Origin of the sequence: Paraclostridium dentum (assembly GCF_048568265.1) — a bacterium.
GTDB classification, from domain to species: Bacteria; Bacillota; Clostridia; order Peptostreptococcales; family Peptostreptococcaceae; genus Paraclostridium; species Paraclostridium dentum.
Map to the genome: position 1 here is coordinate 121,075 of NZ_CP183813.1, position 14,446 is coordinate 135,520.

Sequence of the window (14,446 nt, forward strand, 5' to 3'; positions counted from 1 at the left end):
AGTATGAGATTTATAATAGTAACAGGATTATCTGGATCAGGAAAAAGTGAAGCTATGAAATCTTTAGAAGATATTGGATTTTATTGCGTAGACAATTTACCTCCAACTCTTATAACTAAATTTGCGGAGTTATGTTATCAAGGAAATTCTAATATAGACAAAGTGGCTTTAGGGATAGATATAAGAGGAAGAGAGTTCTTTGAGACATTACATGAAAGCTTAAGTTACTTAGAAAAAGAAAATTATAAATATGAAGTTTTATTTTTAGATTGCGCAGATGATATTTTAGTAAAAAGGTATAAAATGACTAGGAGAAATCATCCATTAGCTAAATCTACTCAAATAACAGAAGGAATAAAAGAGGAAAGAGAAATTCTTCAAACTTTAAGGGATAAGGCTGATAGTATAATTGATACTAGTAATATGAAACCGAGGGATTTAAAAGATGAAATAAGCAAGCTATATATAGAAGGAGAAAAAACTCCTAAACTTACAATATCTGTAGTTTCATTTGGATTTAAACATGGAATACCTATAGATTCAGATTTAGTATTTGATGTTAGATTTTTACCAAATCCATATTATGTAGAAGAGTTAAGACCTCAAACAGGGGAAGATCAAGTTGTAAGAGATTACGTAATGGACTCTGATGTAAGTAGAGAATTTTTTGCTAAGTTGGAAGATATGGTGGATTTCTTAATACCTCATTATATTGAAGAAGGAAAGAATCATTTAGTTATAGCTATTGGGTGTACAGGTGGAAGACATAGATCTGTAACAATTTCTAATTTACTTTATGACGATTTGATCAAAAAGGGCTATAGAGTTGTAAAAAAACATAGAGATTACACTCTTAGATAAAATTTGGAGGGAATTATGACATCAGTAATAATTTTTATAGGATTAGTGGGGTGGATTTTTTCACTAAGTGTAGCTTTTTTATACCTTAAAGAAAAAAAAGAAAACTCTAATAAAACTATAAAAAATAATATAAAAGAAGAAAAACCTAGAATAGTTGTAATAGGAGGAGGAACAGGTCAATCAGTCTTTTTAAGAGGACTAAAACATTACACTCCTAATATAACGGCTGTAGTAACTGTTGCTGATGATGGTGGAGGATCAGGAGTATTAAGGGAAGATTTAGGTATGTTACCTCCTGGAGATATAAGAAACTGTTTACTTTCATTAGCTAATATGGAGCCTACTATGGATGCTGTCATGAAATATAGATTTACAGATGGTGCTTTAAAAGGTCAAAGTTTTGGGAATTTATTTTTAGCAGCTATGAATGGAGTTTACGGAAATTTTGAAACAGCTGTTTATAAAATGAGTGAAGTTTTTGCTATAACAGGTAGGGTTTTACCTGTAACGCTAGAAGATATAAATTTAATAGCAAATCTTGATAACGGAAATATAGTAAAAGGTGAATCCAACATACCAAATCAAGTGAGAGTTCAAAATACAAAAATTAAGAGTATAGAACTAGAACCTAAAAATGCTAAACCACTAGATGAAGTTATTAAATCTATAAAAAACACAGATATTATTGTTATAGGTCCAGGAAGTTTATATACAAGTATAATGCCTAATTTATTAGTAGATGGAGTTATTGATGCAATAAAAGAATCTGAAGCTCCTAAAGTGTATATATCAAATATAATGACTCAACCTGGAGAAACTGATAACTTTAATGTTGTAGACCATATAAATGCTATAAATAAACATTGTGGGGAAAATATAATTGATATAGTAATAACTAACAATGAAGTTTTACCAAAACCTGTATTTGAAATTTATAACAAAGATGGTGCAAGCCAAGTATTATTAGACAAAAAACAAAAACAAACACTGGAAGATATGGGAATAAAAGTGGTAGAATGTAATTTAGTAGAAATAAAAAGTAACTATATAAGACACGATGCAGATTACATATCTAATGTAGTTGTTAATTTGGCACTAAGTCATATTTATGATAATGAGAAGTAAAAAAGGATTTTAAAAATTTATGTAGAAATCCTTATTATTATGTTATTTTAAGGAGTGAACACCAATGAGAGAAGAGGTTAGTGCCGGGGGCGTAGTATTGTTTGGTAATGCAGTGCTCTTACTTAGAAAATTTAATGGAGACTGGGTATTGCCTAAAGGAAAAGTTGAAATTGGAGAGAATAAGGAAGATGCAGCACTTAGAGAAGTTCTAGAAGAAACAGGTGTAAAGGCTGATATACTAAAGTATTTAGGTGAAATACATTATACTTTCAAGGAAAATTGGGATGAAAATAAAGCAGTTCATAAAACTGTATATTGGTATTTAATGCAAGCAAGAAATATGGATACTATTCCTCAAAAAGAGGAAGGTTTCATCGATGCTAAGTTTGTTCACTTAGATAGAGTAGTAGATTTAGCTAGATATGACGATGAAAAAGAAATTATAAAAGTTGCTTTAGACGAGATTAAAAAAAGATTAAAAAAGAATTAACTATAGGTGATGAAAGATGTCTTTTTCAGCAGAAACAAAAAATGAGTTAGCTAGAATTTTTTCGGATAATGAATGCTGTAATATAAGTGAACTTTCTGCAATAGTCAGATTAGCAGGAAGTATACAAATCGCTGGGTATAAAAAATTAAATTTAAAAATAAGTACTGAGTTAAACTCGACTGCTAGAAAGATTTTTAAATTATTAAAATCTAATTTTGGAATTAACACAGAGATATCGGTAAACAAAAATCAAATGTTAAAACGAAATAGCAGTTATGTACTTATGGTTACTAGTGAAATGGGTGCGGAAAATTTATTAAGAGAGTTAGGTATTTTATCTAAAGAAGATTATTTCTTTACGATGAATAAAGTTCCTGAGGGTCTTATTAAAGACAATGACTGTATTAGAGCTTTTATAAGAGGTGCTTTTTTAGGTGGAGGCTCTATTAGCGATCCAGAAAAAAATTACCATTTAGAATTTGTAACAAATAATGAAGAATTTGCAGAGTCCTTAAAGGATCTTATAAATTCGTTAGGATTTAATTCAAAAACTGTGTCTAGAAAAAATAATTACGTAGTATATCTAAAAGAAAGTGAACAAATATCAGATTTATTAAATATAATAGGAGCTCACCAAGCTTTATTAAGCCTTGAAAGTACAAAGATAGTAAAAGAAATGCGAAACAACGTAAATAGAATTGTTAATTGTGAAACAGCTAATTTATCAAAAACTGTTAATGCAGCTGTTAGGCAAATAGAAAATATAAAGTATATACAACAAAAAGTAGGATTAGATCACATTCCACCAAATTTAAGAGAGATAGCAGTTTTAAGAATAGAGTATGAAGATTTAACATTAAAAGAACTTGGAGAAATGGCTAGTCCTCAATTAAGTAAATCAGCAGTTAACCATAGGTTAAGGAAAATAGAACAAATAGCAGATAATTTAAGATTGAAATTCGAATAAGAGGCATTATGCCTCTTTTTTTTGATTAAGAGGTATATATTGTGGTAAAATTACTTTTATAATACATAGGAAATTATACTCTTTTTATAATTATGAATTAATATAATTTTCGTATATGTATTTCAAAAAAGCAATTATTGAACAATTAAAATAGAAGGTTTTTTATAAGCAGGAGGTGAGGTCTTTGAGCAAAGATTTTGTACATTTACATGTTCATACAGAATATAGTTTGCTAGATGGTTTTTCAAGAATAAAAAATTTAGTAAACAGGGCTAAAGAATTAAATATGAGTGCAGTTGCAATAACTGACCATGGATGTATGTTTGGGGCCATAGACTTTTTTAAAGTAGCAAAAAAAGAAGGAATAAAGCCGATTATAGGATGCGAGGTTTATACAGCACCTAGAGGAATGAAAGATAAAGACCCTAATTTTGATAAATCTCAGGGACATTTAATACTTCTAGCTAAAGATACTACAGGATATCAAAATCTAATTAAGTTAGTATCAGCAGCATATGTACAAGGATTTTATTATAAACCAAGAGTTGATATAGATGAAATAAAAAAACATAGTGAAGGTATCATTGCACTTTCTGCTTGTCTAGCAGGAGATGTATCACAAGCATTGATGAATAGAAACTATGATAAAGCTAAAAATATAGCTTTGAAGTATAAAGAAGTTTTTGGCGAGGAAAATTATTATTTAGAAATTCAAGATCATAATTTACCTGAACAAAAAGAAGTTAACAGAGAGTTAATAAGACTTTCTAAAGAAATTGGAGTTGGGTTGGTAGCAACTAATGACGTCCATTATGTAAGAAAAGAAGATTCAAAGATACATGATATATTAATGTGCATACAAATGGGTAAAACTGTAAATGACCCAGCTAGAATGAGATTTGGGAGTGATGAATTCTATCTTAAATCTAGAGAAGAAATGGAAGAAATTTTTCCTGAAGTTCAAGAAGCTTTAGATAACACTTCTAAAATTGCACAAATGTGTAATGTTGAATTTGATTTCAATACTATACATTTACCTCAATACGATGTTCCTGATGGATATACACCTCAAGAGTATTTAAGGATGTTATGCTTTAAGGGACTTAAAGAGAGATATAAAAAGCCTTCACAAGAGATTTTAGATAGATTAGAGTATGAATTAGGTGTAATTGAGAAGATGGGTTATGTAGAGTACTTCTTGATAACTTGGGACTTTATAAATTTTGCAAGAGAAAATAGTATTATGGTAGGCCCAGGTAGAGGTAGTGCTGCTGGATCTATAGTTTCATACACTTTATACATTACTGATATAGACCCTATAAAATACTCTCTATTATTTGAGAGATTCTTAAATCCAGAACGTGTATCTATGCCCGATATAGATATAGATTTTTGTTATGAGCGTAGAGAAGAAGTTATAGATTATGTAAAAAGGAAATATGGTGAAGATCATGTTGCTCAGATCATAACATTTGGAACAATGGGAGCAAAAGCTGCCATAAGAGACGTTGGAAGGGTATTAGACGTTAGTTATAACAAAGTTGATAATATAGCAAAAGAAATTCCTTTTGCACTAGGAATGACAATAGATAAAGCATTAGATACAAATCCTAATCTTAAAAAATTATATGAAGAAGATTCAGAGACAAAAGAGATAATAGATGTTTCAAGAAAAATAGAAGGAATGTTAAGACATGCATCAACACATGCTGCAGGAGTTGTTATATCTAAAAAGCCAATAGATGAGTATGTCCCTTTATATAAGCATCAAGATGCTATAACTACTCAGTTTACAATGACAACTTTAGAGGAACTAGGCCTATTAAAAATGGACTTCTTAGGATTAAGAACCTTAACAGTAATAAGAGATGCACTTGATTTAATAGAAAAAAATCACAATTTAAAAATAAACTTCTCTAAAATGGAGTATGATGATCCTAAAGTTTATGAATTACTTTCATCTGGAAACACTCTAGGGGTATTCCAGTTAGAGAGTGCTGGTATGAGAAGCTTTATGAAGCAGCTTAAACCGGATAATTTTGAGGATATAGTAGCCGGAATATCTTTATACAGACCAGGACCTATGGATTCTATTCCAGTTTATATAAATAATAAAAATAATCCTGAAAATGTAGAATATCTTCATAAAAAACTAAAACCTATAATGGAAGTTACATATGGGTGTTTAGTTTATCAAGAGCAGGTAATGCAAGTTGTTAGAGACTTAGGTGGATATAGTTACGGACGTAGTGACTTGGTTAGAAGAGCTATGGGTAAAAAGAAAATGGATGTAATGGAAAAAGAAAGAGAATATTTTATCCATGGTAAGACAGATGAAAATGGAGAACTTGAAATAGCTGGATGTGTTAGAAATGGAGTACCTGAAGATATAGGTAACAAAATTTTCGATGATATGATTGACTTTGCAAAGTATGCATTCAATAAAAGTCATGCCGCTGCATATGGAGTTTTAGCATATGAAACAGCATATTTAAAAGCTCATTATCCTGTAGAATTTATGGCGGCCTTAATAACTAGTGTCATGGGTAATACAGATAAAGTTGTTGAATATATAAGAGAGTGTAATAGCCTAAAAATAGATGTTTTAAAACCAGATATAAATAAAAGTTTTACTAAATTTTCAGTTGAAGACAAAAGTATAAGATTTGGGCTTGCAGCAGTAAAAAATGTAGGTGTAAATGTATTAAACAATATAATAAAAGAAAGAGAAAGTGGCGGAGAATTTAAAGATTTTAATGAGTTTTGCAAAAGGTTAGATTCAAAAGATCTAAATAAACGTATAATTGAAAGTCTTATAAAATGTGGAGCTTTTGATGAAATGGGAGACAATAGAGCTAGCTTACTTCTTGGATATGAAAAACTTCTTGAAAGTATATCTATGGATAGAAAGAAAAATTTAGCAGGACAAGTTTCATTATTTGATGGATTTGAGATGGATGAATCTATAAATAATGATATACAAAGTATGTATACATTACCACATGTAAAAGAATTAGAAGAAAAAGAAAGACTTTATTTAGAAAAAGAAGTATTAGGAATGTATGTAAGTGGGCATCCATTATCTCAATATAAAGATGAAATAAAAAGAAATACTACAATAAATAATGCTGAACTAAATGAAATAAAAGACGACTATATTACTTATCTAAATTTAAATGAAAGAGAAGTAACGATGGGTGGTATAGTAATAAATAAAACTATAAGAACAACAAAACGAAATGATTTAATGGCCATAATTGAATTAGAAGATTTATTTGGAGTTATAGAAGTTATAGTTTTTCCTCAAGTTCTTCAAAAATATAATACAGTTATCCAAGAAGATAAAATTATTTATATAGATGGAAGATTGAGTATAAAAGAAGACGAAAATGCAAAACTTATAGCTAGAGAAATAAGAGATATGAATGATAGTGGGAATAAAGATAAGCCTACTTTATACTTGAAAATTAATTCTATAGAAAATAAAGAGTTAGTAAATGATTTAATATCGGTAGTAACTAAATACCCGGGAGAAAATGATATATATATATATGCAGAAAATATAAAACAGGTATATAAATGGAACCATATAAAGGTTAATATAAACGAAAATTTAATTAATGAATTGGAACATATATTGCCAAAAACAAATATAAAAGTAAAATTTTAAGGGTATTTAAAATTTTATTATATAAAAAAGTAGCGAAATTATGATATAATAGACAAAAAATAGATAGTTTCGCTACTATCTGAATTTTTTTAATTACACTGGGATGAAAATATAATATAGGGACTCAAAATGTCCCTTAAAAAATGAAATATATTAATCAACTAGGAGGTAATGTTAATGAAAACTATAGGTATATTAACTAGTGGAGGAGATGCGCCAGGTATGAATGCAGCTATAAGAGCTGTTGTTAGATCTGCTATATACTATGGGTGTAAGGTTTATGGAATAAATAGAGGGTACAAAGGATTAATAGAAGAAGACATACAAGAAATGAATTTATCTTCAGTTGGAGATATAATACATAGAGGTGGAACTATATTAAAATCATCTAGATGTGAAGAATTTAAAACAGAAGAAGGAAGAGCTGTAGCAGTAAAGATACTTAAAAAATATAAAGTAGATTGTCTTGTTGTTATAGGTGGAGATGGATCATTTAATGGAGCTCAAAAATTAAGTGATTTAGGATTCCCAGCAATAGGAATACCAGGAACTATAGATAACGATTTACCATATACAGATTATACTATAGGTTTTGATACAACAATGAATACTATAATAGATGCAATAGGAAAAATAAGAGATACATCTTCATCTCATGAAAGGGTTAACATTGTCGAGGTTATGGGAAGACACTGTGGAGATTTAGCTTTATATGCAGGTCTTGCTGGTGGAGCAGAAACAGTTATAGTTCCGGAAATAGATTTCAAAATTGATGATGTTTGTAAAAGATTAAAAACTACTCAAAAAAGAGGCAAGAGACATAGTATAATTGTTTTAGCTGAAGGGGTTGGAAATGCAAGTGAGCTAGGAAAAGAAATAGTTTCTAGAACAGGAGCTGATTTAAGAATAACAGTATTAGGACATGTTCAAAGAGGTGGAAGTCCGAGTGCATTCGATAGAATACTTGCAAGTAGAATGGGTGTACGTGCTGTAGAATTATTATTAGATGGTAAATCAGCTAGAGTAGTTGGTATAAAAGATAATAAGATTATAGATTTAGATATATATGAAGCTTTAGCTATGAAAAGAAAATTTGATGATGAAACTTATGAATTGGTAAAAATATTATCTATATAAATTAGGAGGATCTAACATGTTAAAAGGGATAAAAAAGACTAAAATAGTTTGTACATTAGGACCAGCATCACAAAGCGAGGAAACTTTAACTCAACTTGTAGAAAATGGATTAAACGTATGCAGATTCAACTTCTCTCATGGTTCTCATGAAGAGCACAAAGAAAGATTTGATATGGCTAAAAAGGTTAGAGAAAAATTAAATAAACCAGTAGCTATATTATTAGATACTAAAGGTCCAGAAATAAGAACAGGAAACTTCCAAGATCCAGAGGTTTTATTAGAAGAAGGACAAAAGTTCACAATAACAATGAAAGACGTTGTTGGTACTAAGGAAATGTGTACAGTAAGTTATAAAGGTCTTGCAGAAGATGTTACTACTGGGGACACTATACTTATAGATGACGGACTAGTTGGTCTTAGAGTAGAGGAAGTAAAAGGGGAAGAAATACACTGTGTAGTTGAAAACTCAGGAATAGTTAAAAATCATAAAGGTGTTAACGTACCAAGAGTAAAAATAAATTTACCTGCTATAACAGACAAAGATATAAGTGATATAGAATTTGGTATACAACAAGGTATAGATTACATAGCTGCATCTTTCGTAAGAAAGGCATCAGATGTTTTAGCTATAAGAGAAGTATTAGAAAATAATAATGCTACAGAGATACAAATAATATCTAAAATAGAAAACCAAGAAGGTGTAGATAATATAGAGGAAATATTAAAAGTTTCTGATGGTATAATGGTTGCTAGAGGAGACTTAGGTGTTGAAATACCTACAGAAGAAATACCTATAGCTCAAAAAATGATGATAAGAAAATGTAATGAATTAGGTAAACCAGTAATAACTGCAACACAAATGTTAGATTCTATGATAAGAAATCCTAGACCTACAAGAGCAGAAGTAACAGACGTTGCGAACGCTATATATGATGGAACAGATGCAATAATGTTATCAGGAGAAACTGCAGCTGGTAAATACCCTGTAGAAGCTGTAAAAACAATGGCTACTATAGCTAAGAGAACAGAAGAAACTTTAAATTACAATGAATTATTAAAAAATAAGAAACTTAACGGAGTAAATGTTACAGATGCTATAAGTCATGCAACATGTACAACTTCAGTAGATTTAAATGCTTCAGCTATAATAACTTCAACGTCTTCAGGACACACAGCTAGAATGGTATCTAAGTTCAGACCGGAATGTCCTATAATAGCTGCTACAAATGATGAAAAAGTTATGAGAAGATTAGCTTTAACTTGGGGTGTATATCCTATAATGGCAAGCGAAGCTACAAATACAGATGAAGTTATAGAAAACTCTATAAATGCAGCTAAAGAAGCTTCTTACTTACAAAATGGAGAATTAGTTGTTATAACTGCAGGAGTTCCAGTTGGAGTTAGCGGAACTACTAACTTAATAAAAGTTCATGTAGTAAGTGAAGAAATAACTAATGGTATAGGTGTAGGAACTAAAACTGTAGAAGGTAGAGTAAGAATATTTGATAATAAAAATGAAGTTTTAGACTTCGAAGAAGGCGATATAATAGTAACTCATATGACAGATGCGCATATGAATCCATATATAGAAAAATGTGGAGCTATAATAACTGAAGATGGTGGAATGACATCTCATGCTGCTATAGTAGGTATAAACTTAGATAAAGCAGTAGTAGTTTCAGCTAAAAATATAATGGATTTAGTAAATGATGGTGAAGTAATCACAGTTGACACAGCTAGAGGCGTTATATACAGAGGAGCAAGTAGAGTATTATAAAACTATAAATTTAAAAAAATTGTGCTATATTTAATATAGGGGCTTTATAAGCTCCTATTTTTTTGGTAAAATAAGTTTTTGTAGTTTAATTATTATGTTCGGAGGAAAAGTCTATGCTATTAAAAGACAGAGAGTATGAAGTTGACGTTGTTGATATAGGTCAAGGTGGGGTTGGAATTGGTAAGCATGACGGGTTTACAGTTTTTGTAGATGGTGGTTTGATAAGCGATAAGCTAAAAGTAAAAATAACTAAATCTAAAAAAAACTATGCAGTTGGAGAAATAGTAGAAATAGTAGAAAAATCTCCATTTAGAGTTGAAAGAGTATGCTCAGATAAACTATCTGATTGTGGAGGTTGTCAAATACAAGAGTTAGACTATCAAAAGCAATTAGACATAAAGACTAATGAAGTAAAGCAAACTATTAGTAGAATCGGTAAATTAAATGATACACTAGTTCACCCAACATTAGGAATGGAGAATCCATTTAGATATAGAAACAAAGCTCAATTTCCAATACAAAAAATAGATGGAAAAACAGTTATAGGTTTTTATAAAAAGAAGAGTCATGATGTGATTCCTACAGATAAGTGTATAATTCAACATGATGTAAATGATAAAATAATTAAAATAATAAAAACTTATATAAAAGCTTATAATGTTAGTATATACGATGAAAAGACTCATACAGGAGTATTAAGACATTTAGTAACTAAAGTTGGATTTGAAACTAAAGAGGTAATGGTTGTTTTAGTAGCGAACGGAAAGAAACTTCCATATTTAAATGAATTAGCCTCAGTACTAAAGGAAAATGTGCCAGGGTTTAAGACTCTTGTTTTAAATACAAATAGAGAAAAAACTAATGTGATTTTAGGAAAAGAAAACAAAGTTATATATGGTGATGGGAAGATAAATGACTATATAGGAGATTTAGTTTTTGAAATATCTCCATTATCGTTTTTCCAAGTTAATCCATCACAGACGGAAGTTTTATATAATAAAGCATTAGAATATGCTGATTTAAAAGAAAATGACACAGTATTTGATATTTACTGCGGAATAGGAACAATATCTCTATTTTTAGCTCAAAAAGCAAAAAAGGTTTATGGTGTTGAAATTGTTGGAGATGCTATAAAAGATGCTAAAATAAATGCAAAATTAAATAAGCTAGAAAACACAGAATTCTTTGTAGGTAAAGCAGAGGAAGTAGTTCCTAAGTTATACAAAGAAGGCAAAACAGCTAATGTAGTAGTTGTAGACCCACCTAGAAAGGGATGTGAAGAATCAGTATTAGATACTATAGTATCTATGGAACCTGATAAAGTTGTATATGTATCGTGTAATCCATCAACTTTAGCTAGGGATTTAGCTTATTTAGATGAAAGAGGATATAAATGTAAAGAAATTCAACCAGTAGACATGTTCCCACATACTATGCACGTTGAATCTGTAGCATTATTATGCCGTGATTAGTAAATTAAATTAATATATATATAAATATAATAAAAGGCTATCTTAAGTCACTTTATGTGATTTAAGATAGCCTTTTAAGTTTATAAATTTATTTAAATATAGCTAAAAGCGATTAAGCATTTACAAGTTTTAACACATTATTAACGCTATCACCAGTAGCTAACACTTCTTTTACACAATTTAATGCAGTACTTACTAAATTATCAACTGCAGTAGTAGTAAAATAACCTATATGATGAGTAAATAGGACATTTTCCATAGTTAATAATTTCTTTACTTGAGGATCAGTAAGGTCATGATGAGGTATTACTTTGTTTAAAAAAGTACCTTCAGTTTCAAATGTGTCTAAAGCAGCAGCACATAGATCTTTATTTTCTAAAGCTTCAATTAAATCGTCTGTACAAACAACTCCACCTCTGCCTGTATTAACTAAAAAAGCATCTTTTTTCATTAATTTCAGGTTATCTTTATTTATCATGTGTTTTGTACTTTCAGTAAGAGGTGTGTGTAAAGACACAACGTCAGCTTCTTTCATAAGATCATCTAAAGAATCTTTGTAAGTTAAAATTTCTTTTAGATCTTCGTTAGGATAAGCATCATAGGCTATAACATTTGCACCTAGTCCTTTGAATAACTGTGCAGCAGTTGAACCTATCTTACCTGTACCTACTATACCTACTGTAGTAGATCTAATTTCTCTTGCAATTAAATTAGCTGACCATCTAAAGTCCCCAGTATTAACATTTCTATTAATAAGGTGCATGTTTCTCAGGAGATTCATTGTCTGAGTTACCGCAAGTTCTGCTACTGAGTTTGGTGAATAAGCAGGTACATTAGTTATAACTAAATCATTTTTAGTAGCTTGGTCTAAATCAATCATATCAAAACCAGCTGCTCTAGAAGCTATTTGTTTTATTCCAAATTCTTTTAATTTCTCATAAATTATAGCGTCATCAATTGGATTAGTTTGTTGAATAGAAATTCCGTCGTACCCTTTAGCTTTGTCAACAGTCACTGATGATAAGCCTTCTTCAATTGTATCGACTTGAACATTGTTCCCATTCTCCTCAATCCATTTTGCTATTGCAGGTAATTCATGTTCACGTGTACTAAACATTAATATTTTCATATTAAAGCCCCCTTATTTTTTAATAGACAAGCTATTATACAATTAAAAAAGTAATATAAATAAAACACTATAACAATATATTTATATGAGTAGCTCATCTATTATAATAATTATTTATATAATGACAAATTATAGTCAAAATATAAAAAAGCACATAACTATAAATAGCATATAGAAATTAAATAATTAACTAACAATATGCTATTATGATTAAATCATAACATACACTTAGTTAATTTTACAACAATCTAAATGGATAAATTTTCAATCAAATTTAAATGAAATATATATTTGAAAAATAACAAAAACGAAAAGTCTTGCATTTTGCAACAGGATAGATGTATTTTGCAATGAAAATTAAATTAATTAATGGAATTACAAAAATATAAAACATAAGAGAATGTGTAAAAATTAACTATTTCATTAAAAAAATAACTTTTGGCACGATAAATGCTTAACAATATAAGTATCAAAATAAAATGTATCTCAAAAGTTTTTAAAACTTATTATTAGAATTATTAATTATTAAATTAAATATTATATGATGTTTATAATTATAGGAGGTTGAGTTATGGATAATAAAGCATTACTAAAAGGTGTTAGGGTTGTTGAATTATCAAGTTTCGTAGCAGCTCCTTGCTGCGCCAAATTACTTGGAGATTGGGGCGCAGAAGTAATTAAGATAGAGCCACTTGGTGGAGATGGAATAAGAGTTATGGGTGGAACTTTCAAATCTCCATGTACAGATGAAGAAAATCCAATGTTTGAATTAGAGAATGGAAATAAAAAAGGTATAAGTGTAAATGTAAAAACAAAAGAAGGAGTAGAAATAATTCATAAGCTTTTAGCTAAAGCTGATATATTTATAACTAATGTTAGAGAACAAGCTCTTTCAAAAATAGGTCTTACTTATGATCAATTAAAAGATGAATTCCCTGCTCTTATACATGCTCATATACTTGGATATGGAGAAAATGGACCATTAAAAGATAAACCAGGATTTGACTATACAGCATATTTTGCAAGAGGTGGAGTTAGTCAATCTCTTATGGAAAAAGGAACTTCTCCTTGTAATACAGCAGCAGCATTTGGAGATCACTATGCAGGAGTTTCATTAACAGCAGGTATCTTAGCAGCTCTTTACAAAAAACAAATGACAGGTGAAGGGGATAGAGTAACAGTAAGTTTATACCATACAGCACTTTATGGAATGGGAATGATGATTACTACAGCTCAATATGGAAATAAAATGCCTATATCAAGAGCTAATCCAAATAGTCCACTTATGACTACTTATAAATGTAAAGATGGTAAATGGATACAACTTGCATTAATTCAATATAATAAATGGCTTCCAAAATTCTGTAACGTTATAAATAGACCAGAAATAATGGAAGATGAAAGATTCAATGATATAAAAGTAATGCCATTACACGTTGATGAAATGGTTGAAATAGTTGGATCAGCAATGCTTGAGAAAACATTAGATGAATGGTCAACATTATTAGAAGAAGCAGACCTTCCATTTGAAAAAGTTCAAAGTTGTGAAGATATACTTGAAGATGAGCAAGCTTGGGCAAACGATTTTCTGTTCAAAACTAAATATGCAAATGGAAATGAAGGTGTGCTAGTAAACGGACCAGTTAAGTTTAAAACTATGGGAATAAAAGAATATACACCAGCTCCAAGAGTAGGAGAACATACAGAAGAAGTTCTTAAAGAGTTAGGTTATACAGAAGAAGAAATATTAAATATGGTTAACTCTCAAGCTGTTAAGTTAGATGATTCAAAAGAGCTAGTTTAGAGATAAAAAGGGGC

The 14,446-nt window shown here is 29.8% G+C and carries 10 protein-coding genes; 9 read left to right on the forward strand and 1 reads right to left on the reverse strand.

The features are described 5' to 3' along the window. Window positions 1–3: 3 nt before the first annotated feature. The 8 genes from rapZ to rlmD all read left to right on the forward strand — a co-directional run bounded on the left by rapZ (window position 4) and on the right by rlmD (window position 11,499). On the forward strand, window positions 4–861 hold the full coding sequence (gene rapZ / locus ACN6I1_RS00565) for an RNase adapter RapZ (protein ID WP_021434159.1): 858 nt from the start codon (window positions 4–6) through the stop codon (window positions 859–861). A 15-nt stretch (window positions 862–876) separates the two neighbouring features. Further along, the gene (locus ACN6I1_RS00570) at window positions 877–1,986 is read left to right on the forward strand and encodes a gluconeogenesis factor YvcK family protein (RefSeq protein WP_419742381.1); all 1,110 of its coding nucleotides are present in this window, start codon (window positions 877–879) and stop codon (window positions 1,984–1,986) included. A 64-nt stretch (window positions 1,987–2,050) separates the two neighbouring features. After that, entirely contained in the window at window positions 2,051–2,476 is a 426-nt protein-coding gene (locus ACN6I1_RS00575) for an NUDIX hydrolase (protein WP_021430207.1), read from the forward strand. 16 nt (window positions 2,477–2,492) lie between these two features. Next, window positions 2,493–3,443: a DNA-binding protein WhiA gene (whiA, locus tag ACN6I1_RS00580; RefSeq protein WP_220796062.1), complete on the forward strand. Its 951-nt coding sequence runs from the start codon at window positions 2,493–2,495 to the stop codon at window positions 3,441–3,443. A gap of 184 nt (window positions 3,444–3,627) precedes the next feature. Next, complete coding sequence (locus ACN6I1_RS00585; protein WP_419742382.1) at window positions 3,628–7,113, forward strand: DNA polymerase III subunit alpha; 3,486 nt, start codon at window positions 3,628–3,630, stop codon at window positions 7,111–7,113. Between the two features lie 177 nt (window positions 7,114–7,290). Beyond that, window positions 7,291–8,250, forward strand: coding sequence for a 6-phosphofructokinase (gene pfkA, locus ACN6I1_RS00590; RefSeq protein WP_021434155.1), 960 nt, complete (start codon window positions 7,291–7,293; stop codon window positions 8,248–8,250). Between the two features lie 16 nt (window positions 8,251–8,266). Next, complete coding sequence (gene pyk, locus ACN6I1_RS00595; RefSeq protein WP_148551600.1) at window positions 8,267–10,027, forward strand: pyruvate kinase; 1,761 nt, start codon at window positions 8,267–8,269, stop codon at window positions 10,025–10,027. Window positions 10,028–10,140: 113 nt separating this feature from the next. Beyond that, a complete protein-coding gene (rlmD, locus tag ACN6I1_RS00600) occupies window positions 10,141–11,499 on the forward strand; it encodes a 23S rRNA (uracil(1939)-C(5))-methyltransferase RlmD (RefSeq protein WP_419742383.1) in 1,359 nt (452 codons plus the stop codon). Window positions 11,500–11,611: 112 nt separating this feature from the next. Here the strand turns inward: rlmD and ACN6I1_RS00605 are convergent, their stop codons facing one another. Further along, window positions 11,612–12,628, reverse strand: coding sequence for a D-2-hydroxyacid dehydrogenase (locus ACN6I1_RS00605; RefSeq protein ID WP_419742384.1), 1,017 nt, complete (start codon window positions 12,626–12,628; stop codon window positions 11,612–11,614). Between the two features lie 571 nt (window positions 12,629–13,199). Between ACN6I1_RS00605 and ACN6I1_RS00610 the strand changes: the two genes are divergently transcribed. Further along, a complete protein-coding gene (locus ACN6I1_RS00610) occupies window positions 13,200–14,432 on the forward strand; it encodes a CaiB/BaiF CoA transferase family protein (RefSeq protein WP_419742385.1) in 1,233 nt (410 codons plus the stop codon). Window positions 14,433–14,446: the final 14 nt, after the last annotated feature.

Coding starts and splice junctions, on each gene's coding strand:
- rapZ (WP_021434159.1), top strand. CDS start 4: ATGAGATTTATAATAGTAACAGGATTATCTGGATCAGGAAAAAGTGAA.
- ACN6I1_RS00570 (WP_419742381.1), top strand. CDS start 877: ATGACATCAGTAATAATTTTTATAGGATTAGTGGGGTGGATTTTTTCA.
- ACN6I1_RS00575 (WP_021430207.1), top strand. CDS start 2,051: ATGAGAGAAGAGGTTAGTGCCGGGGGCGTAGTATTGTTTGGTAATGCA.
- whiA (WP_220796062.1), top strand. CDS start 2,493: ATGTCTTTTTCAGCAGAAACAAAAAATGAGTTAGCTAGAATTTTTTCG.
- pfkA (WP_021434155.1), top strand. CDS start 7,291: ATGAAAACTATAGGTATATTAACTAGTGGAGGAGATGCGCCAGGTATG.
- pyk (WP_148551600.1), top strand. CDS start 8,267: ATGTTAAAAGGGATAAAAAAGACTAAAATAGTTTGTACATTAGGACCA.
- rlmD (WP_419742383.1), top strand. CDS start 10,141: ATGCTATTAAAAGACAGAGAGTATGAAGTTGACGTTGTTGATATAGGT.
- ACN6I1_RS00605 (WP_419742384.1), bottom strand. CDS start 12,628: ATGAAAATATTAATGTTTAGTACACGTGAACATGAATTACCTGCAATA.
- ACN6I1_RS00610 (WP_419742385.1), top strand. CDS start 13,200: ATGGATAATAAAGCATTACTAAAAGGTGTTAGGGTTGTTGAATTATCA.